The sequence below is a fragment of the Pseudomonas sp. PDM24 genome (assembly GCF_019218905.1).
Classification (GTDB): domain Bacteria; phylum Pseudomonadota; class Gammaproteobacteria; order Pseudomonadales; family Pseudomonadaceae; genus Aquipseudomonas.
Genome location: NZ_JAHUWR010000005.1, coordinates 17722 through 39611 on the forward strand (window position 1 = coordinate 17722; position 21890 = coordinate 39611).

9 protein-coding genes are annotated in these 21890 nt (G+C 60.8%); 5 read left to right on the plus strand and 4 right to left on the minus strand.

The features are described 5' to 3' along the window. Nucleotides 1-102: 102 nt before the first annotated feature. Both KW837_RS17170 and KW837_RS17175 read right to left on the minus strand, forming a co-directional pair. Entirely contained in the window at nucleotides 103-1428 is a 1326-nt protein-coding gene (locus KW837_RS17170; protein WP_218397442.1) for an ATP-binding protein, read from the minus strand. Then, nucleotides 1425-2105, minus strand: a complete 681-nt coding sequence (locus KW837_RS17175) for a response regulator (protein ID WP_063341057.1) — start codon at nucleotides 2103-2105, stop codon at nucleotides 1425-1427. The genes KW837_RS17170 and KW837_RS17175 overlap by 4 nt, the downstream gene beginning before the upstream one ends. A 336-nt stretch (nucleotides 2106-2441) precedes the next feature. Here KW837_RS17175 and KW837_RS17180 point away from each other — a divergent pair, with 336 nt between their 5' ends. The 5 genes from KW837_RS17180 (at nucleotide 2442) to dsbG (ending at nucleotide 7774) form a co-directional block, all read left to right on the plus strand. Beyond that, nucleotides 2442-3137, plus strand: a complete 696-nt coding sequence (locus KW837_RS17180; protein WP_218397444.1) for a hypothetical protein — start codon at nucleotides 2442-2444, stop codon at nucleotides 3135-3137. A 176-nt stretch (nucleotides 3138-3313) separates the two neighbouring features. After that, nucleotides 3314-4282: a tetratricopeptide repeat protein gene (locus KW837_RS17185; RefSeq protein WP_218397446.1), complete on the plus strand. Its 969-nt coding sequence runs from the start codon at nucleotides 3314-3316 to the stop codon at nucleotides 4280-4282. A 140-nt stretch (nucleotides 4283-4422) separates the two neighbouring features. Beyond that, nucleotides 4423-6165: a protein-disulfide reductase DsbD gene (gene dsbD, locus KW837_RS17190; RefSeq protein WP_218397448.1), complete on the plus strand. Its 1743-nt coding sequence runs from the start codon at nucleotides 4423-4425 to the stop codon at nucleotides 6163-6165. Next, complete coding sequence (locus KW837_RS17195) at nucleotides 6165-7031, plus strand: TlpA disulfide reductase family protein (RefSeq protein ID WP_218397450.1); 867 nt, start codon at nucleotides 6165-6167, stop codon at nucleotides 7029-7031. Before dsbD ends, KW837_RS17195 begins: the two co-directional genes overlap by 1 nt. Next, entirely contained in the window at nucleotides 7007-7774 is a 768-nt protein-coding gene (gene dsbG, locus KW837_RS17200) for a thiol:disulfide interchange protein DsbG (protein WP_218397452.1), read from the plus strand. The genes KW837_RS17195 and dsbG overlap by 25 nt, the downstream gene beginning before the upstream one ends. Nucleotides 7775-7894: 120 nt before the next feature. Here dsbG and KW837_RS17205 read toward each other — a convergent pair whose 3' ends face one another. Then, nucleotides 7895-8707: an alpha/beta fold hydrolase gene (locus tag KW837_RS17205; protein WP_218397455.1), complete on the minus strand. Its 813-nt coding sequence runs from the start codon at nucleotides 8705-8707 to the stop codon at nucleotides 7895-7897. Nucleotides 8708-8901: 194 nt separating this feature from the next. Continuing rightward, entirely contained in the window at nucleotides 8902-21885 is a 12984-nt protein-coding gene (locus tag KW837_RS17210; RefSeq protein ID WP_218397457.1) for a non-ribosomal peptide synthetase, read from the minus strand. Between the last annotated feature and the right edge of the window lie 5 nt (nucleotides 21886-21890).

The following is a 21890-nucleotide window of genomic DNA, read 5'->3' on the forward strand; positions in this document are numbered from 1 at the left end:
GCGGGCTTGCTCGCGAAAGCGATTTCACATTCAACAATGATGTTGGCTGATACTCCGCCTTCGCGAGCAAGCCCGCTCCCACATTTGCTCTGCGATGGCTTGTCAGACCGGTTGCAAAGGCATGGTCAGCTCGACCCGCAAGCCATCCGGGCGGCTGTCGAAATGCAGGGTGCAGCCGCAACGCTGGACGATGGCCTGGACAATCGCCAGGCCGAGGCCGCAACCGGTGCTCTGGCCGTTGCGCCAGAAGCGTTGGGTCAGGTGTTGCAGGTCATCTTCGGCAATCCCCGGGCCGTGGTCGCGGACCAAAAAGCGCACGCGATTGTTGGTGGTTTCCAGGCTCAGCTCCACGGCCCCATTTCCTGGGGTATGGCGCAGGGCGTTGTCGAGCAGGTTGCGCAATGCGGCAATCGACAGCACTGCCGGCATTTGCAGCGGCGCATCGGAGAATGTGGCCGGCAACTGAAACTGGATCCGCTGACGATCACCGCTGGCCGCATCCTGAATCGCCAGTTTCGCCACCTGTTCGGCGCTGCATTGCACGCCATCATCGAACGACAGACTGCCCTCGACGCGCGCCAGCAGCAGCAATTGTTCAAGCGTGCGATGCAGTCGGTCAGCGCCCTCTTCAGCCCGCGCCAGGGACTGATCCCGGGCGCTGCCTTCAGTCATGCGCGCCACTTGCAGATGGGTTTTGATCGCGGTCAGCGGGCTGCGCAATTCATGCGCGGCATCACCGGTCAGGCGCCGCTCGCGCTCGATGGTCTTGCCAATACGCAGGAACAACTGATTCTGGGTTTCCAGCAGCGGTTGCAGCTCGCTGGGCAACGGCTGGATTTGCAACGGTTCCAGGGAATCGGCACTGCGTCGCATCAGCGCATCGCGCATACGATTGAGCGGTGCCAGCCCCTGACCGATGCCGAGCCACAACAGACACAGGCAGCCAAGCAGCGCCACGCCGACCGGTACCGAGGCCGCCAGCAGAATGGACATGTTCAGCGCTTCGCGCTCGATTTGCCGGTCGGCGGTGGTAATGCGCACATCACCGCGCGCCAGGGTGAAGCTGCGCCAGGGTGCGCCGTCGATCATTTGATCATGGAAGCCCATTTTTTCGGCTTCCAGGGTTTGTTCGGGGCTACTGTGGCTGCGGGCCAGAATTTCGCCGCGCAACGAGCTGACCTGACAGGCCATGCCGCCAGGGATGCTCAGCTGTTCAGCGCTGAAATGGGTCCCCTCGCCCTTGCTCGGCAACGCCGGCAGTTGCTCCAGCAACCCGGCCACCATCCGCGCCGACGCCACCAGCCGCTGGTCCAGGGAAAACATCATCTGGTTGCGCAGATCACTGAGCATCCAGGCGGCGGCCAGGGCCCAGATCAGCGCAAACGCGGCGCCGAGGGTCAGGCTCAGGCGCAAACGCAGACTCATCACTTCGATTGCTCTCCGCCATCGGCCGGCCCCAGGCGATAGCCCAGGCCACGCACGGTCTCGACGATGCCGTTGCCGAGTTTGCGCCGCAGGTGATGGATATGGACGTTAAGGGCGTTGCTTTCCAGTTCGTCATTGAAACCGTAGACACTGTCCTTGAGTTGCTCGGTGGACAACACCCGGCCACGGTTATGCAGCAGGGCTTGCAACAGCGATTGTTCACGGCGCGACAAATCGACGGGTTGGCCGCCGAGCAGGGTTTCTCGGCTGCTCGGGTCGTAGGTCAAACGGCCATGTTCAATCAGGTTGACGCTGCGACCCGCCACCCGTCGCAACAGCGTATGCAGACGGGCGGCGAGTTCGCGCAGGTCAAACGGTTTGAGCAAGTAGTCATCGGCACCGGCTTGCAGGCCGTCGACCCGGTCGGTGACCGAATCCCGCGCAGTGAGGATCAGCACCGGGATTTCGAGGCCATGGTGACGCAACTGCTGCAACAACTTGAGGCCATCTTCGTCCGGCAGGCCGAGATCGAGCACCATGACGTCGAACTCGGCCACCTTGAGCATCGCCCGGGCGGCGGAAGCGGTGGCCACGTGTTCCACCGTCAGGCCCTGGGCCGTGAGGCCGGCAACAATGCCGCTGGCAATCAGCTCATCGTCTTCGCAAACCAGTACGTGCATGGGAGCTCCATGAGCAAAAACGCGAGTCAAACAGATGTGGATTAAGCCGCAATTATGGCAAGCCCTACGGCCGACGAGAAGCAGGCCTTTCGTTCACTGGTCGTCCGGCGTACCAGATGGGTATTTGATGATCGCCTTAATCATTTTGACACCCCCCTCTTAGTTGACATTAAACATATCAGTCTCAAACCGAAACAATCAACCCACAAAAAGCCATATCAAAGATCAATATCTAACGATAGTCTGACTCCGACATTAACACCCTACACTACCAGGTTCGAAGAGATTCCATTTATTTACTAAAACACTCTTCAGCCAACTGAAAGGAATCAGATCATGCCGACACTCAAGAATTTTGTTGCCGTCGATTGGCGCGCAGGAAAAGATAAAATTTACTTCTTCTTCAAAGACAGCAATACATACTCCAGATTTGATCTTGGCGAGAACAAGGTTGACGAGGGATATCCTGCCGAGATAACAGCCGATAACTGGGGAAGCTTTCACGCTCACGTCAAAGATCTGCGTTTCGGCTTTACAGTCACTGGGGTTGGGGGCCACCCGAACGGAGGTGATGACATTTTATGGCTGTTCTATTATGCCAATGGCACTCCGATGGTCTGTAAGTACGACCAGGATTACGACAAAGTAACCGGAACCTATCGTCTTGAAGATTCGTTGTGGCACTCGCTACTTCCTTATTTCGACCGCATCGTAGCCGGCACATGGTGGGAAATATTCGGCTTCAAATATCTATTCAAGTTTTTGACGAATGATGGACACTACATCAACTTCAATTACAGAACACAAAAAACATCAATAAAGCCCATCACACCTGACTCCTGGCCCGGATTGGGACCTTACAAAAACCGAATCATAACAGCCGTGCAAAACGACGCCCCGCTTTTCGACAGTTATTTCTATATCTTTCTGACCAACAACAGATACATCAGATACAACATAAAGGACAACAGGGCAGAGACAGGACCGACAATAATAGATGACGAATCCTGGCCAGGGTTGATACAAGACTGAGACGGCATCGGATTCCGCTGCCTGGGAGGATCATGCCTTGGGCCGGGGGACCGCTGTCTTTTCTCCAGACAGGTGCTTCCCCGCGCGTCATATATATATGTAACGCACGTCCTCCTTCTCACCTGAATAACCTGTGTGCGTACCACCCCAATTGTCCACTCACACAGGTATTGACTATGTATACACACTCATCCGCTTTGACGACGCTGTTCAGCTTGCTCAACACATTGAGCTCGCTGATTGCCCGGTTGACCAATGAGCAAGAAACCGCCAGAAAAAAGGGGCTGGAGCTCTACAACCTGGGGGAATACCGGAATTCGGAGGCTTATCTGACCATTGCCGCCACCGCTGGAGATCGTGAATCGCAGTACGCACTCGCAGAAGTCATCAGGCGCCGGGAAAACAAACTAAAGGAGGAGGATAAAACCCACGCCGACAGAGATTGGTACGCCCTTGCAGCAGCTCAGGGCGACGTCTACGCCCTGCTGCGATTGGCCGATGACGCGTCCCTTGAGCAAGCCAAAACACTTGCGCAAGGGCGTGCCGACAGCGGCGATGGCGAAGCCATGCTTCAACTTTATGAAATAACCAAGGATATCGCCTGGCTGAAAAAATCGGCTGAAGCAGGTTTTCTGGAAGGGCAATACATACTCGCCATTGTGTATGACAAGGACCACACCCTCATTCCGGATGCGATTGAACGCAGGTCCACTATCGACCGCTGGCTCAAACGTGCGGCCGAGGCGGGGTTCTCCCGGGCGATGCACTGGTACAGCAATCGCCCACCCGTTAGCCATGATCTTCCCACCAGGAGAGAGTGGCTGATCAAAAGGGCGCAATTGAACGATGTAAACGCGGTGCTCGAGTACGGCTATGGGTTGGGTGGCGTCTATGAGGATGAGAATGGCATCGATACCGAATATGGCTTCGAGAAGAACCTGATCAAAAGTTACGGCCTCATTTGGCTGGTGCTCGATACCTCTCGGGAATCCCCACGCTACAACACCGCGTTTAACAATCTTTCAATCATTGCGCAGGACATGTCCAAAGAAGACATAGAAGCCGGCAAGGCATTTGCGCAAGAGTGGAAGCGTACGCATCCCCCACTGTCGGAATTCAGATTGACCTACAGCGATCTTCAGTAAGCCATTAAGGATGATTCGCGCTGTGAATTCTGGATTCCAGCGCGATTCAGCCTGACTAATAACCATGTCCTGCTCGTTAACACCGGGTTAATCGGCAGCCATCATCGTGCTCGGCAATTGCAATGTTTAAGGCTTTGTCGATGCGCGGTTTTCTTGTTTTTCTTCTCTGGCTGTTTGCCAGCCTTGCTCAGGCGCAGCCGGGGAACAATCCATTCGACAGAAAACCCGACTTTCTACCCATCGAAAAAGCGTTCATCTTCACCTCCGAGCGCCTGGCGTCCGGTGAAACGCAATTGTTCTGGCAGATTGCCGACGGTTACTACCTGTACCAAAAACGCCTGAAGTTCGACGATTTGCCGGCGCAGTACAAACCGGTGTTGCCTGAAGGTGAAGCTCACAGCGATGAGTTTTTCGGTGAACAGCAGGTTTATCGCCAAGGCCTGGAACTGAAGATCCCGGCGGGTGCCAGCGGCCAGATCAAGGTGGGTTTCCAGGGCTGTGCCGATGCCGGGTTGTGTTATCCGCCCCACACTCAAGTGGTGTATTTAGGCAACACCACAATGCCGAGCCTTTTAAATGAGGCACCGGATCAAGCCTTGGCAAGCGACCTGCAACAACGGGCGCTGGGCTGGAGCTTGCTGGTGTTCTTCGGCTTGGGCTTGCTGCTGGCGTTCACGCCGTGCTCGTTGCCGATGTTGCCGATTCTGGCGGGGTTGATCGTTGGCAGTGGCGCCACACCCAAGCGCGGTTTTGCACTGGCCGGCAGCTACGTGATCAGCATGGCACTGGTGTATGCGGCGATGGGCGTGCTGGCTGCGCTGCTCGGGGCGAACCTTCAGGCACTGCTGCAGAATCCATGGCTGCTGGGCAGCTTTGCGGCGGTGTTCGTGCTGCTGGCCTTGCCGATGTTCGGTTTCTTCGAGCTGCAATTACCGGTAGCGGTGCGTGATCGACTGGAACATGTTTCGCGCAATCAGCGCGGTGGCAACCTGATCGGTGCCGGTTTGCTGGGGGCCTTGTCCGGCCTGCTGGTGGGTCCGTGTATGACCGCCCCATTGGCCGGCGCCCTACTCTATATCGCCCAGAGCGGCAATGCGCTGCACGGCGGGCTGATTCTGTTCGCCATGGGCATCGGCATCGGTATACCGCTGCTGTTGCTGGTGACCGTCGGCAATCGTTTCCTGCCCAAACCCGGCGCCTGGATGAATCTGCTTAAAGGCGTGTTCGGTTTCCTGTTCCTCGCTACTGCGCTGCTGATGCTGCGCCCGGTACTGGATGAATCGCTGTGGCTCGGCTTGTGCGGAGCCTTGCTGCTGATCGCCGCCTACAGCGCCTGGAAGCAGTCGCAGGGGTTTGGCCGCGTCGCCCATCTGTTCGGTGCCAGTTCATTGCTGTTGGGGCTGTGGGGCAGTCTGCTGGTGGTGGGTGCCGCCGGTGGCAGTGACGACCCGTACCAGCCGCTGCAGGTCTATAGCATCAGCCGTGACGGCACCGGCGCAAGCCCTGTCAGTCACGACGCCTTTACCACGATCAAGGAGCCAGCCGCACTGCAACGGGAGCTGGATGCCGCTCGGGCTCAAGGCCAATGGGTGCTGCTGGATTACTACGCCGACTGGTGTGTGGCGTGCAAAGTCATGGAAAAACAGGTCTTCGGCAAAGCGCAGGTCCTGCAAGCACTCAGCGATGTGCGCTTGCTACGGCTGGACGTCACCGCCGACAATGCCGCCAGCCGCAAACTGCTCGGCCGTTATAAAGTGCCGGGGCCGCCAAGCCTGTTGTGGATCGGCCCCGACGGCGAAGAGCGCCGCAGCCGGCGCATCACCGGTGAGGTCGATGCCGGCACCTTCCTGCAACGCTGGACCACCACCCGAGACGCTCGTTAATGCTGACCTTTACCCTCGGCACCTTTGCCATTGCGCTTAATCACTTGCTGCTGATCAGTGCCCTGGCGCTGGCGACTTTTGTCGGCTGGCGGGTGGCCAAGCGTGGTGGCGAGAACCCGGAGTCGGTGCTGTTCAGCTTGTTCCTGCTGGGCCTGCTGGCGTCCCGGGTCGGTTTCGTGATTGCCTACTGGGCGCAGTATCGCAACGATCCATGGCAGATCATCGACCTGCGCGACGGTGGTTTTCTCGCCTGGCCCGGGGTGGTCGTGCTGTTACTCGCCGCTGTGTATCGAGGCTGGCGTCGCCCGGGCCTGCGCCGGCCGTTGGGCTTTGGCGTGGTCAGTGGTCTGTCATTCTGGCTGCTGGCAACCTTCTCTCTGAATATTTATGAACAAGGCACGCGCTTGCCGCAGATCACCCTGCGCAATGCCGCCGGCCAAACGGTGCAACTCAGCGATTACCAGGGTGGCCCGCTGGTGATCAATCTTTGGGCCACCTGGTGCCCGCCGTGCCGCCGGGAAATGCCAGTGCTGGAAAACGCCCAGCAACAGCGTCCGGACCTGACCTTTCTGTTCGTCAACCAGGCCGAAAGCATGCAAAGCGTCAGCACCTTCCTTGAAACCCAGGGCCTGAGCCTGACTAACGTGCTGTTCGATGGCCGCGGTCGCTTGGGTCAGGCCGTGGGTTCCATGGCATTGCCGACTACGCTGTTCTATAGCCCCGACGGGCACCTGCTGGGCAGCCATCTGGGCGAGCTCTCTGAAGCCAGCCTGGCCCGCGCCCTGGAAAACTTCGACACCCCGAACCCGGCCACCCCGGCCACGCCTTCAAGGAAATTGCCATGCTCCGCCTCCGCCACCTGCTGACGTTAACCCTGGGTGCCGCCCTGCTGCACTTGCCGTCGGTACAGGCCGAAGAATTGCCTGAAGCGATCAAGAAGATCGAAGCCAAGGGCGCCAAAATTGTCGGCACCTTCGACGCGCCCGACGGCCTGCGCGGTTATGCAGCGCAGTACCAGAACCGCGGCATGGCGCTGTACCTGACCCCGGACGGCAAACATGTACTGTTGGGCAACTTGTACGACGCCGAAGGCAATGACCTGAGCAGCGCGCCGTTGCAGAAACTGGTCTACGCGCCAATGGCCAAGGAAATCTGGGGCAAGATGGAAGCGAGCAACTGGATCGGTGACGGCAACAAGGATGCACCGCGAATCGTCTATCTGTTCAGTGACCCGAATTGCCCGTACTGCAACATGTTCTGGGAACAGGCGCGGCCCTGGGTCAAGGCCGGCAAGGTGCAGTTGCGGCACATCATGGTCGGCATCATTCGCGAAGACAGCCCGGGCAAATCCGCCGCGCTGCTGGCTGCCAAAGACCCGCAGAAAGCGTTGGCAGACCATGAGAAATCCGGCAAGGACAGCTCGCTCAAAGCCCTGAAAGATGTGCCGCCGGTGATTCAGGCAAAACTCGCGGCGAACATGCAGTTGATGGAAGACCTGGAACTGGCCGCCACCCCGGCGATTTTCTACATGGATGACAAGGGCCAGCTGCAACAGCAGCAAGGCGCGCCGACGCCGGAGAAATTGGTGAAGATTCTGGGGCCTAAATAACCGCACCGGCCTCTTCGCGGGCAAGCCTCGCTCCTACAGGATTTACGTGTTCTCGATTATTGCGAACGACTCAAATCCTGTAGGAGCGAGGCTTGCCCGCGAAGGCGTCCGCCTGATCGACTAAGTTCTCTCAGCCAAAAACTCCAACAGCACATCTGTAACAAACTGCGGATTCTCCAGATTGGAGATATGCCCCGCCTCCGGCACCAGCACAAACGGGCAACCAATCAACTCGGCCATTTCTCTGGTTTCCGACGGCGGTCGCGGTTTGTCCTGATCGCCGCACATCAACAGCGTGGTTTCAGGGTTCAGTTCACCCAGGCGCGGCAACAGATCGTCACGACCAAAGGTAATCCGCCCCATCGGCACGATGCTTTCACGCAAGCGGTCGGCCGGCAGCGCAGCCAGTTTGGCGCGGAAATCCTGATACAGCGCCGACTGCGGATCGATGCCCGGACGGAAGAAGATCGGCACCACTATATCGAGCAGTTGCGGCGAGATCACTCCGCTGTCTTCGATCTGCTGGAACAGCGAGAAATAGTATTGGCGAGTCGGTTCCGGCTCGACGCCGACGTAGGTGTCCATCAGCACCAGACCGTTGAGCCGCTGCGGTGCTGACAGCGCCAGTCGAACGCCCCACATGGCACCGACCGAAAGACCGACCAGCGTGACCTTATGGATGTCCAGATGATCGAGCAATGCCAGGGCCTGGCGTGCTACATCATCCAGCGACTTTGTGCATTTGGGCATCTGCCCGGATTCACCATGGCCCCACAGGTCCAGGGCGATGACCCGATAGTGCTGCGACAGCGCCGCAATCTGCGGCGCCCACATAGCCTGATCCCACAGGTAACTGCCGGCCAGCAGTACCGCAGGGCCTGTGCCTTGATCAATGTAGTGAAGCGCTTGTCCATCAACCGTTACGAAAGGCATCGACTGTCTCCCTGGTGAAATCGGATCCATTAAAAAAGCACAGGAAGACTGAGCCGCATGAGGCCCGGCAGTCAACCCGGAGCTTTGTGGTGTCTGTGATGACGCCTTCGCGGGCAAGCCTCGCTCCTACGGTATTACGCGGACCTGTAGGAGCGAGGCTTGCCCGCGAAGAGGCCCTCACCAACGCTAAAGAACTACAGCCCCTCCAACGCCGCCATCAGGTCATTCAACCGATCCACCTTATCTTCGGTAATGTCGCTCGCCGCCAACCCGTCGATATACTCGGCCAGCTCCGCCACCGTGCTGCACTCGAACATCGCCCGTAGCGGCACGTTGCGTTGCAGGGCTTTTTGCACCCGCGAGGCGATCTGTGTGGCCAGCAACGAATGCCCACCGAGCTCGAAGAAGTTGTCACGCACGCCGACCTTCTCGACCTTCAGCACCTCGGCCCAAATATCGGCCAGGGTCTGTTCCAGCTCATTGCGCGGCGCCTGATAGTCCTGGCTCTGCAACTGGCCAATCTCCAGCGCCGGCAAGGCCTTGCGATCAAGTTTGCCGTTGGCGTTGAGCGGCATCTTGTCGAGCCACAACCAGTGCAGCGGCACCATGTATTCCGGCAATTCAGCGCGCAGGCGTTGCTTGATGCGCTCAAGTCGTTCGTTCGGATTCAGCGCCGACTCCGCTGCGACCAGATAGCCGACCAAATGCTTGCCGTTGACGCCTTCCTGCACACTCACCGCCGCGTCGCGAACTTCCGGCTGCTCGTGCAGACGGGCCTCGATTTCACCCAGTTCGATGCGGTAACCGCGGATCTTCACTTGATGATCGATACGCCCAACGTATTCCAGCACGCCGTCACTGCGACGTCGGGCCAGGTCGCCGGTGCGATACAGGCGATCCCCCGGTGCGCCGAACGGGTTCGGCACAAACACCTGCGCGGTACGCAACGGATCGCTCACATAGCCACGACCCACGCCGATGCCGGCCACGCACAACTCACCCACCGCCCCCAACGGCACCAGTTCCAGCGCGCCATCGAGCAGGTACAAACGATTGTTGTCGGTCGGCGTGCCTATCGGCAGATAACTGCCGCGCGTCGAGGCCAGATCGACGCGGAAGAACGCCACATCGTCCGAGCATTCCGCTGGTCCGTAAGCATTCACCAAACCAATCTGCGGATAACGCAGCAACCACTGATGCGCCAGTTCCGGCGGCATCGCTTCGCCGGTCGGCAGCATCCAGCGCAGGCCATCGAGGCTCATGCGGTCCTGGGCGAGCATGCCCTGAATCAGCGACGGCACGCTTTCCAGCACGGTGATGCCCTGGCTCTGAACGTGAGCCAACAAACCTTGCGGATCGTGGGCGATGCTGTTCGGTACGATGTCCACCCGAGCGCCGAACAGCGGTGCGGCGAGGAACTGCCAGACTGAAATATCGAAGCTTTGCGAAGCGGTCTGGGCGATCACATCGGCCTCGCTCAATTTCAGGTACGGCACCTTGCTCAACTGGTTATTGAGCATGCCGCGCTGCTCCACCATCACGCCCTTCGGCAGGCCGGTGGAACCCGAGGTGTAAATCACGTAAGCGAGGTTGTCCGGGCCGCTGTAAATGCCCGGATTGGCCACCGAAGCATCGCTCGCCTGCACGTCTTCCCAGACCAGCAATCGAGGTCGGTTGGCACAACCGAACTCTTCCAGCAGCGCGATGGCTTGTTCACGACACGCCTGAGTGCAGACCAGCAACGGCGTGCGGCTCAGGTCAATGATCCGGCTCAAGCGCTGACTCGGCAGGCCCGGGTCCAGCGGCAGGTAACCGGCACCGGCCTTGAAGCTGCCGATGATCATGCCCAGCAGATCAAGGTTACGTTCGGCGAGCAGCGCCACCGGTTGATCCAGGCCAACGCCGGCCGCAATCAGCGCATGGCCGAGACGATTGCTGCACTGGTTCAGCTCAACATAGCTGTGCTGCTGATCCAGGCAACTGGCGGCAACTCGCTGCGGATGCTTGGCGACCTGCGCTTCGAACAACGAGACATAGCTGTGCTCCAGCGGATAGTCGTGTTCGCTCTGGTTGCAGCCATGGATCAGGAAGTCCTGTTCCTCGGTGCCTAGCAGCGGCAGATCGGCCATGTCGCCATGGAAGCCTTCGACCAGCGCCAGCAGCAGGCGCTTGAATTCGCCGAGCATGCGCTCGACCGTGGATTCATCGAAATAACGCTGGTCGTAGGAAAGGTGCAAGCCAAGGTCATCGCCCGGATAACACACCGCCGTCAACGGGAAGTTGGTGTGTGTGCGGCCCGAATCCGAGGTGGCGTTGAGGCTTTGCGCACGATCCAGTACCGAGACTTCCACCGGGGCGTTTTCGAACACGAACAGGCTGTCGAACAGCGGCTGGCCTTTAGGCAGTTCGCTGTTTTCCTGGATGCTCACCAGCGGCAGGTATTCGTACTCGCGCAGCTGCATGTTGCTGTCGAGCAAGCCAGTGAGCCACTGCCGAACGCTGCATCGCTGATCGTCTTCGGGCATTTTCACCCGCAGGGCGATGCTGTTGATGAACAGCCCGACGGTGCGCTGCATCTGCGGCATTTCCACCGGACGCCCGGCCACCGTGACGCCGAACAGCACGTCGCGATCGCCGCTCAAGCGACGCAGCACCAGCGCCCACGCCGCTTGGGCGAAGGTGTTGATGGTCAACTGATGGGCCTGGGCCAGTTCGCGCAGTTGCGCACCATCGCGGGCATCGAGTCGGGTATAGCGGTCGCCGACGATCATGCCGCCGCTGTCGCCGGCATGTTCACGCAGGAACGGCCGGTCGCTCGGAATCGGCGTGGTGCGCTCGAAACCTCGCAGGTTCTGCTGCCACCACTGCCGCGCTTCGGCCAGGCTCTGGCGTTGCAGCCAGCCGATGTAATCGCGATAACGCGGCGGCACGGCCAGCTGCGCTTCGCGACCTTCGCTGAGGGCGGTGTAGATCTCGAAGAAATCATTCATCAGCAGCGAACGGCACCAGGCATCGATGAGGATGTGGTGGTTGCTCATCATGAACCAGTAACGCGCCGCGCCCACGCGGATCAAGCGCAAGTGGAACGGTGCCTGGTTGAGCAAATCGAACCCGGCCTCGCGCTCGCTTTTCAGCAGCGCCTGCAACTTCGGCTCTTGCTCGGTTTCGGCAACCGAGCTCCAGTCCAGATATTCGATCGGCGTGCTGCCCGGTTTGTGGATCACTTGCAGCATGTCTTCGCCGACGTTCCAGCAGAACGAGGCGCGCAAGGCTTCGTGTCGGGCGATCACCGCTTGCCAGGCCTGAGCGAAACGTTGCGGGTCGAGCTCACTGTTGATGCGATAGCGATCCTGCATGTAGTAGAGGCCGGTGCCCGGTTCGAGCAAGGTGTGCAGCAGCATGCCTTCCTGCATCGGGGTCAGCGGGTAGACGTCTTCAATCATCGCCGCCGGGACGGGCAATGCGTCGAGTTGCGGCTGAGTCAGTCTGGCCAGCGGGAAGTCCGACGGCGTCAAGCCGCCCGCGTTGTCGCTCAGGCAATGCTGGATCAGGCTGTGCAATTCGCCCAGATACGCTTCTGCCAGTTCGGTGATGGTTTGCACATCGTGACGTTCGGCGCTGAAGGTCCAGCGCAGTACCAACTCACCGCCGTAGACCTGACTGTCGACGCTCAGCTCATTAGGCAGCGGCGCCTGTGGATCGTGGGCCGCGCCCACTGGTTCATCCAGCGGACGGAACAGCGCATCACTGCCGAAGCTCTGGTCGAACTGACCCAGGTAGTTGAAGGTGATCGGCGCCACCGGCAACGCAGCCATGGTCTGACGGCACAGGCCATCGGCCAGATAACGCAGCACGCCATAACCCAAACCTTTGTGAGGCACGGCGCGCAGTTGCTCCTTGATCGCTTTGATCGAGGCACCCTGTTCACTCACGGGTGTGAGGCGCAGCGGATAGGCGCTGGTGAACCAGCCAACAGTGCGGGTCAGGTCGATCTCGTCGAACAGGGTTTCGCGACCATGGCCTTCGAGTTGAATCAACGCCGATTCGTGACCGCTCCAGCGACACAACACACGGGCCAATGCGGTCAGCAGCAGGTCGTTGACCTGAGTGCGATAGGCCGTCGGCGCCTGTTGCAGCAGTTGGCGGGTGCGCTCGCTGTCGAGGCGCACGCTGACGGTTTGCGCGTGACGATTCTGTTGACCGCCCTGAGGCCGATCACAGGGCAATTCAGCGCCTGGGCCAGCCAGTTGCGTCTGCCACCAGCTCAATTCTTCACGCAGGGATTCGCTGCCGGCATAAGCCTGCAACCGTGCGGCCCAGTCCTTGAAGCCGCTGGTTTTCGCCGGCAGTTTTACTGACTGTCGGGACTCGAGTTGACGATAAACCGTTTGCAGATCGTCCAGCAGCACCCGCCACGACACCCCGTCCACCACCAGGTGGTGAATGGCAATGAACAGCCGTTGTTGCCCCTCGGAATCGTCGACCAGCAGCGCCCGCATCAGCGGCCCTTGCTCAAGGTCGAGGCTGCGTTGGGCATCGGCGAACAACGCCGCGCAGTTGTCCATGCTCGGCACGTGTACCTGCCACAGCACGGCAGCGTCGGAAACCGCCTGGTGCTCGGCCTGCCAATGGCCGTCAACCTCGGTGAAACGCAGGCGCAAGGCGTCGTGCTGTTCGATCACCGCCAGCAGCGCTTGCTCCAGACGATGAGGCTCGAGCGCCACGGTCGGCTCCAGCAGCAACGCCTGGTTCCAGTGTTGACGCTGTGGAATGTCGGTATCGAAGAACCAATGCTGAATCGGCGTCAGACGCGATTCACCGCTCAGCAGGCCTTGCTCGGCGGTGATCTGCTCGGTGCGGGTCGCGACGGCGGCCAGCGTCTGCACAGTCTGGTGCTGGAACAGGTCACGCGGGCTGAAGTGGATGCCCTGCTGCCGCGCACGGCTGACCACCTGGATCGATAAAATCGAATCGCCGCCCAGTTCGAAGAAGTTGTCGTTGAGGCCGACCTGCTGGACGTTCAGCACTTCGCGCCAGATGCCGGCCAGGGTCAGCTCAAGTTCATTGCTCGGCGCCACGTACTGCTGACGATTCAACTCCGGGTCCGGCGCCGGCAGTGCGCGACGATCGAGTTTGCCGTTGGCGGTCAGCGGCATGCTGGCCAGCAGGATCAAGTGCGTCGGCACCATGTAATCCGGCAACTGAGATTTGAGGTGCGCCTTCAACGCTTCGCGCAATGCAGTTTGTTGCGCTTCATCCTGTTCGGCGACGTCGGTGACCAGGTAGCCGACCAATTGCTTGCCGCTCGGCGTATCGAGTGCCAGAACAACCGCTTCACGCACGGACTCGTGTTCCAGCAAACGGGTTTCGATCTCGCCCAGTTCGATGCGGAAACCACGAATCTTCACTTGATGGTCAATGCGTCCCAGGTACTCCACCAAGCCATCGGCACGCTGACGGACAAGGTCGCCGGTGCGATACAAACGCCCGCCGTTCGCTGCAAAGGGGTCGGCGACAAACCGTTCGGCAGTCATGCCCGGACGCTGGTGATACCCCTGCGCCAGGCCGGCACCGCCGACGTACAACTCGCCCGTCGCGCCTTGTGGCACCAGCGCCAGATCGGCATCAAGGATGTACGCCACCCGCGCGCCAATCACGCTGCCGATCGGCACGCTGCCCAAGCCTTCTTCCAGCTGCGCCGGCGCGAGGCTGGCGAGCGGCATGACCACGGTTTCAGTCGGGCCATAAGCGTTGAAAAACAGGCTCGGCTTGAACGCCGCGCGAATTCGTTGCAGGTGTTCGCCGGTCAGGGCCTCGCCGCCGGTGATGCACATGCGCACCGGCAGGGTTTCGCCCTGGGTCGCCAGCCATTGCGCCAACTGGCTGCCGTAGCTCGGGGTGAAACCAAGAATGTTGATGTTGTGGCGACGAATCAGCCCGCAGATTTCTTGCGCATCCCATTGGCCTTGCGCACGCAGGACAACTTGCGCGCCACTCAACAGCGGCACCAGCAGACGCTCGGTCGCGGCATCGAAGTTGATTGAATAGAAGTGCAATTCGCAGTCATCGGGGCGCATGCCAAAGCGCTCGATCACCGCGCAGCAGTGCATGGCGATTTCACCGTGGGACACCACCACGCCTTTCGGTTTGCCGGTGGAGCCCGAGGTGTAAATCAGGTACGCCTGATGTTGCGGCAGGCTGATAAACGGCAGCTCAGTGGCCGGGTAATTGGCCAGTTCGACGGCGTCTTCTTCCAGGCACCAGCGGCCAACGCTGGCCGGCAGTTCACCGAGGGCCGCGAACATCGCCGCATCGCTGAGCAGCAAACCGATGCCGCTGTCTTCAATCATGTAGTGCAAGCGGTCCAGCGGGTACTCCGGGTCCAGCGGCACATAGGCGCCGCCCGCCTTGAGGATCGCCAGCAGGCCGACGACCATCTCCAGCGAACGCTCCAGCGCCAGACCGACCCGCACCTGTGGCCCGACTCCGCGCTCGCGCAGCATCCAGGCCAGACGATTGGCGCGACTGTCGAGCTCGGCGTAGCTCAGGGTTTGCCCGGCGAACGTCAGGGCCGGTGCGTCTTTGCGTGCCAACGCCTGTTCGCTGAACAGGTGATGGATGCACTGATCGAGGCGATGTTCACCCGGCTCAATGCCGAGGCTGTCGAGCAGGTTTTGCTGTTCAGTGGCTTCCAGCAACGGCAGTTCGCTGAGGCGTTGTTGTGGATCGGCGAGCAACGCTTCCAGCAGATTGCGCCAGTGCCCGGCCATGCGCGCAATGCGCGGCTCATCGAACAAATCGGTGCTGTAGGTCAGGCAGCAACCGAGGCGATGGTCGAGGTCAGTGACTTCCAGATTGAGGTCGAACTTGGTCGCTCGCGCATCGTTGGCCAGGTACTCGACCGTCATCCCGGCCAGGGTTCGGCTCTGCTGGAATTCCCAGCGCTGCACATTGCACATCACCTGGAACAGCGGGTTGTAAGCCGCACTGCGGGGCGGCTGCAAGGCTTCCACCAAATGATCGAACGGCAGATCCTGATGGGACTGGCCTTCGATCACCGTGTGACGAACCTGCTCGAACAACTCGCCGACAGACATCTGCCCGTCGAGCTGGCAACGCAGCACTTGGGTGTTGAGGAACGCGCCGATCAGCCCTTCGCTTTCCGGGCGAATGCGGTTGGCCACCGGCGCACCTATGCGCAGATCGGTCTGGCCACTGTAGCGATAAAGCAGCACGGCCAGGGCGGCAGTCATGGTCATGAACAGGGTCAGACCGTTGTCTGCGTTGAAGGCACGGACCCGCGCCGCAAGATCATCGCTCAGGTCGAAACGGAACAGTTCGCCCTGATGGCTTTGCACCGGCGGACGCGGACGATCAGCCGGCAATTCCAGCAGTGGATGCTCGCGGCCCAGTTGCGCGGTCCAGTAATCGAGTTGGCGCTGACGTTCGCCGGATTCCAGCCACTGACGCTGCCACACGCTGTAATCCAGGTACTGCACCGGCAGCGGTTGCAGCGGCGAATCGCGATCATCGACGAAGGCTTCGTAGAGCGCGCTCAATTCCCGGGCAAAAATGTCCATCGCCCAGCCTTCGGTGACGATGTGGTGCAGGGTCAGGACGAAGTAATGCTCCTGCTCGGCAGTCTTGACCAGGCAAGCTCGCAGCAGCGGTCCGGTTTCCAGATCGAAAGGCTTATGGGCTTCGTCATCGGCCAGTTGCTGGACCTGCCATTCGCGGCCATCGACATCCAGCGTGGTGAAATCCTTCCAGTCCATGCACAGGCGGGTGTCTGGATGAACCTGTTGCCGGGCCACGCCGTCGACGCTCGGGAAGGTCGTACGCAGGGTTTCGTGACGCATGATCAGCGCTTGCAATGCTGCTTCGAAACGCCCGACATCCAGCACGCCGCGCAACCGCGCCATGCCGCCGACGTTGTAGGCCGGGCTGTCCGGTTCCATCTGCCAGAGGAACCACATCCGTTGCTGGGAATAGGACAGTGGCACCGGTTGGCTGCGATCGACCTTCTCGATCGGTGGCTGTTTGTTGGTTTTGCCGCTGGCCTGGATCAAGCGAACCTGTTCGGCAAACGCGCCCAGCTCACTGGCTTCGAACAGCGCACGCAATGGCAACTCGACGTCGCAGACCTGGCGGGTACGGGAGATGATTTGCGTGGCCAGCAAAGAATGGCCGCCGAGGGCGAAGAAGTCGTCGCGCAGGCCGATCTGCGTTTGGCCCAGCACCTCGCGCCAGATACCGGCGATTTGTTGTTCAAGGGCAGTGACCGGTTCGACATGTTCGCGGATTTGCCACTGAGGTTCCGGCAAGGCGCGACGGTCGAGTTTGCCGCTTGGGCTCAGGGGCATTTCATCCAGACGCATGAGTTGCGCCGGAACCATGTATTCCGGCAGCTCAGCCGCCAGCGCGGTTTTCAGGCGCGTGGTTTGAGCATCGATGGTTTCGCTGGTTTCAGTGGCGGTGTAGTAACCGATCAACTGTCCGCCCGCCGCCGTTTCGCGCACCAGCACCACCGCTTGGGCGACGCCAGCCTGCGCCAACAGACGCGCTTCGATTTCTTCCGGCTCGACACGAAAACCACGCAGTTTGACTTGCTGATCGAGACGTCCGAGGTATTCGATCACGCCGTCGGCGGTCCAGCGCGCACGGTCACCGGTGCGGTACAGACGTGCGCCCTGCTCGCCCAGCGGATCGACCACAAAGCGTTCGGCGGTCAGCGCCGGACGGTCGAGATAGCCTCGGGCCAAACCGATACCGCTGATGCACAGCTCACCCGGCACACCGGCCGGTACCGGATTGAGGTCACTGTCGAGCACGCGGCACAGCACGTTGCCCAATGGCCGGCCAATCGGCGAGCGCTCGCCATCGGCGGTTGTGCAGTGCCAGTGAGTGACGTTGATCGCGGTTTCGGTCGGGCCGTAGCGGTTGTGCAGTTGCACCGCTGGCAGGTGTTCCAGCACCCGGTTGCGCAGTTCCGTGGGCAAGGCTTCGCCGCCGGAGAACAGTCGGCGCAGGCTGGTGCATTCGGCACTGAGTGGTTCGTCGATGAACAACGAAAGCAGCGGTGGTACGAAGTGCAGTGTGGTCACGCCGAATTGCTGGACCAGTTGGGCGATGCGGTGCGGATCGCGGTGTTCGCCAGGGCCGGCGATCAGCAGGCGGCACCCGGTGATCAGCGGCCAGAAGCACTCCCACACCGACACGTCGAAACTGATTGGCGCTTTTTGCATCAGCACATCGGTCTGGTCCAGACGGTAGGCGGCTTGCATCCATTGCAGGCGTTCAGCGAGGGCCGCGTGAGTATTGCCAACGCCCTTCGGCTGACCGGTGGAACCGGAGGTGTAAATCACGTAGGCCAGGTTGTCGCCGTGCAGGTGCAGACCGGGCGCATGGCTTGGCCAGTTCTCCAGATGCAGGGCGTCCATAGCAATCACGCTGACGCCGTCGGTGGCCGGCAGGCGGTCGAGCAACCCGGTTTGGGTCAGCAGCAACTCGACGCCACTGTCGCTGAGCATGTAGGCCAGGCGCTCGGCCGGGTAATCCGGGTCCAGCGGCACATAAGCGCCGCCGGCCTTGATGATCGCCAGCAAGCCAATCAACAACTGCGGCGAACGCTCGGCGGCGATGGCCACGCACACGTCCGGGCCGACGCCTTTGTCGCGCAGGTAATGCGCCAAGCGGTTGGCCTGGGCGTGCAGTTCGGCAAAATTCAGGCTGCCGCCGTCCCACAGCAGCGCGGTGCGCTCCGGGGTCTGGCGCGCTTGTTCGTTGAGCAACTCCGGCAGCCATTGACTGGCCGGGGTGCAGGGTGCGGCGCTCCAGGCGGATTGCTGATCGTGCTCACTCGGGGTTAGCAGTTGCAGGTCGCCGATGGCGGTTTTCGGTTGCTCACAAATGGCTCGCAGCAGGTTGCTGAAATGCTCGGCCAGGCGCTCGATGGTCGCGGCGGCGAACAGCTCGCTGGCGTAGTCGAACGACAAGCTCAGGCGACCATTGCGGTCTTCTTCGCTGTGCAGTTGCAGATCGAACTTGGCTTCGCGACTGTGCCACGGCAGCTCTTCGACGAGCAGTCCCGGCAAGCGACGCAGTGCAGTGAGATCCCGTTGCTGATGGTTGAACATCACCTGGAACAAGCCCTGCTCGCGGGCCTGGGGGAAGGCTTCGAGCAATTGTTCGAACGGCAGGTCCTGATGCGCTTGCGCGCCCAATGCGGCTTTACGGGTTTGCGCCAGCAACTCAACGAACGGCAGTCGCGAATCCACCTCGGCGCGCAGCACCTGGGTGTTGATGAAAAAGCCAATCAGCCCTTGGGTTTCCAGACGCGGACGGTTGGCATTCGGCACGCCGATGCGGATGTCGCGTTGACCGCTGTAGCGATGCAGCAGGCTCTGGAATGCCGCGAGCAGCAGCATGAACGGCGTCGATTCATGGGCCTGGGCGGTCTGGCGAATGGCATCGCTCAGACGCTTGTCCAAACGCCGCGTGTGACGGGCTGCGCTGTAAGTGTGTTGCGTCGAGCGCGGATGATCGGTGGCCAGGCTCAGGGTCGGATGATCAACGCCCAACTGCGCTTTCCAGTAAGCGAGTTGACGCTCGCCCTCCCCTTGCGCCAACCACTGACGCTGCCAGCTGCCGTAGTCGGCGTATTGAGTTAGCAACGCTGGAAGGCTGGCGGTCTGGCCTTGAGAGGCTGCCGCATACAGGCGCGAGAATTCGTCGATCAGCACGTTCATCGACCAGCCGTCGGCGATGATGTGGTGCATCGTCACCAGCAGTTGATGGTCTTCATCGCCGAGGCGCACCAGGGTCACCGACAGCAGCGGGCCTTTTTCCAGATCGAACCGGGTGCGGGCTTCATCCTCGCGGATTTGCTGCGCGCGGGCTTCACGCTCGGCGTCTGGCAGGTCGCTGATATCGATTACTTGCAGGTTGAATTCGCCGGCAGCAATGACCTGTTGCAGGGCTACGCCATCACGCTCGAAAAACCGCGTGCGCAGGGATTCGTGACGCTCGATCAGTTGCTGGAAACTGGTGCGCAAGGCGTCTTCGTCCAGTTCGCCGCGCAGGCGCAAGGCACCGGGAATGTTATAGGCGCTGCTCTGCGGGTCGAGTTGCCAGGTGATCCACAGACGGTTTTGTGCCAGGGATTGCGGCATGGCGTCGCTGCGCGACAGCGTGGTGATCGCACCTTGAGCCTGGCCGCCATCCTGTTGTTGCCGGGCGATCGCCGCAGCGAATGCGCAAAGGGTTGGTGCTTCGAACAACAGGCGCAGGTTCAGCTCCAGCCCCAGCTCTTCACGCAGGCGCGCGACCACTTGAGTGGCGGCGATGGAGTTGCCGCCGAGCAGGAAGAAGTGATCATCGGCGTTGACCTGTTTGACGCTTAGCTGCTGGCACCAGATATTGCCAATCAAGGTTTGCAGCTCAGAGCCCGATTCGCTTTCAGATGAGTTTGCGATGTCTGCCGACGGGAACAGCGCATAGCTGTCGAGGCTGCCATCGGCCAGGCGATTGCGGCACGCCGAGCGTTGCAACTTGCCGCTGGACGTCTTCGGCAGCGCCCCCGGATTGAGCAATACCACCACGCTCGGTGCTTGCTGATACGCCTCGGCCACCGCTTGACGGATGGCTTTGATCAGCGCCTCGGGCGGCAGGATTTTCTGCACGCTGCGGCTGATTTCCGCGGCGATGCCGATGCCTTCCTGCCCTTCGAGGTTGACCGCGAACGCGGCCACGCGACCTTTGCGCACCATCTCCACTTCACGCTCGATGGTCTGCTCGATGTCCTGCGGATAAAGGTTATGACCACGAACGATCAGCATGTCTTTCAGGCGCCCGGTGATGAACAGCTCACCATCACGCATAAAGCCCAGGTCGCCAGTGCGCAGCCAGGTGCGACCGGCGTGCTGGACGAACGTTTGGGCCGTGGCTTCGGGGTTGCGCCAGTAGCCATGGGCGATGCTCGGCCCGCTGGCCCAGACTTCACCGATCGCGTTATCGGCGAGTTCTTCGAGCGATACGGAATCGACAATCCGCACCGCGTGATCCGGCTGGCTGATGCCGCAGCTCATGATCGGACTGCCATCGCCCGGTTCGGCTCGGTTCTGCGCGAGCGCCTGATCATCCACGCGCAACGATGGAATGCCCTGGCCGCGCGGGCTGCCGGCAACGAACAACGTGGCTTCCGCCAGGCCGTAAGAGGCCATGAAGCTGTCCGAGGTAAAGCCACACGCAGCGAATTTCTCGGCGAAGCGTTCCAGGGTGTCGAGGCGAATCGGTTCGGAACCGGAATACGCCACGCGCCAGCCACTCAGGTCGAGGCGTTCCAGCGCCGATTCGCTGACCCGTTCGCTGCACAGTCGATAGGCGAAGTCCGGCCCGCCGCTGATGGTGCCGCCGTATTCGCTGATCGCCTCTAGCCAGCGCACTGGCCGACCGAGGAAGTACGCCGGCGACATCAACACGCACGGCACGCCGCTGAAAATCGGCTGCAACAGGCCGCCGATCAAGCCCATGTCGTGGTACAGCGGCAGCCAGCTGACGATCACGTCATCAGGGTTCAGATCGATGCCGAATCCGTGGCGAATCAGCAGTTCGTTGGCCACCAGGTTGCCGTGACTGACTTGCACGCCTTTAGGCAACGCAGTGGAACCGGAGGTGTATTGCAGGAAGGCGATGTGGTCGCCGTGCAAGTCCGGCGCGACCCAGCGTTCGGCCAAGGCGCTGTCGAGGGTGTCGACACACAGCAGCGGCGGCGCCTCGTCGATTTGCAGTAACGCGTCGCGCAGGTCGGCGCTGGTCAGCAGCAAGCGCGGCTCGGCATCGCTAATGATCGACAGCAGACGTTCCTGGTGATGACGACGGGTCGATTCAGGCGGATAGGCTGGCACCGCGATCACGCCGGCGTACAGACAGCCAAAAAACGCCGCGACGTAATCCGGGCCGCTGGGAAACAGCAACACCGCGCGATCGCCAAACGCAGCCTCGGCCTGCAACGCGCCGGCAATGGTCCGCGCCCGTTGGTCGAGCTCACGATAACTGAGCACCACAGCCTGATCCTGGGTTTCGGCGAGAAAACGCAAGGCCACCCGGTCCGGCGTCAGGGCCGCACGGCGCTGAAGGGCTTGGACCAGTGTGCTAGGGAGTTCGAACGCGTCGGTCATGAGGT

What these genes read in the sequence shown, in the direction of transcription:
- KW837_RS17205 (WP_218397455.1), bottom strand. Translation starts at nt 8,707, where the DNA reads ATGCCTTTCGTAACGGTTGATGGACAAGCGCTTCACTACATTGATCAA.
- dsbD (WP_218397448.1), top strand. Translation starts at nt 4,423, where the DNA reads ATGCGCGGTTTTCTTGTTTTTCTTCTCTGGCTGTTTGCCAGCCTTGCT.
- KW837_RS17175 (WP_063341057.1), bottom strand. Translation starts at nt 2,105, where the DNA reads ATGCACGTACTGGTTTGCGAAGACGATGAGCTGATTGCCAGCGGCATT.
- dsbG (WP_218397452.1), top strand. Translation starts at nt 7,007, where the DNA reads ATGCTCCGCCTCCGCCACCTGCTGACGTTAACCCTGGGTGCCGCCCTG.
- KW837_RS17180 (WP_218397444.1), top strand. Translation starts at nt 2,442, where the DNA reads ATGCCGACACTCAAGAATTTTGTTGCCGTCGATTGGCGCGCAGGAAAA.
- KW837_RS17195 (WP_218397450.1), top strand. Translation starts at nt 6,165, where the DNA reads ATGCTGACCTTTACCCTCGGCACCTTTGCCATTGCGCTTAATCACTTG.
- KW837_RS17185 (WP_218397446.1), top strand. Translation starts at nt 3,314, where the DNA reads ATGTATACACACTCATCCGCTTTGACGACGCTGTTCAGCTTGCTCAAC.
- KW837_RS17210 (WP_218397457.1), bottom strand. Translation starts at nt 21,885, where the DNA reads ATGACCGACGCGTTCGAACTCCCTAGCACACTGGTCCAAGCCCTTCAG.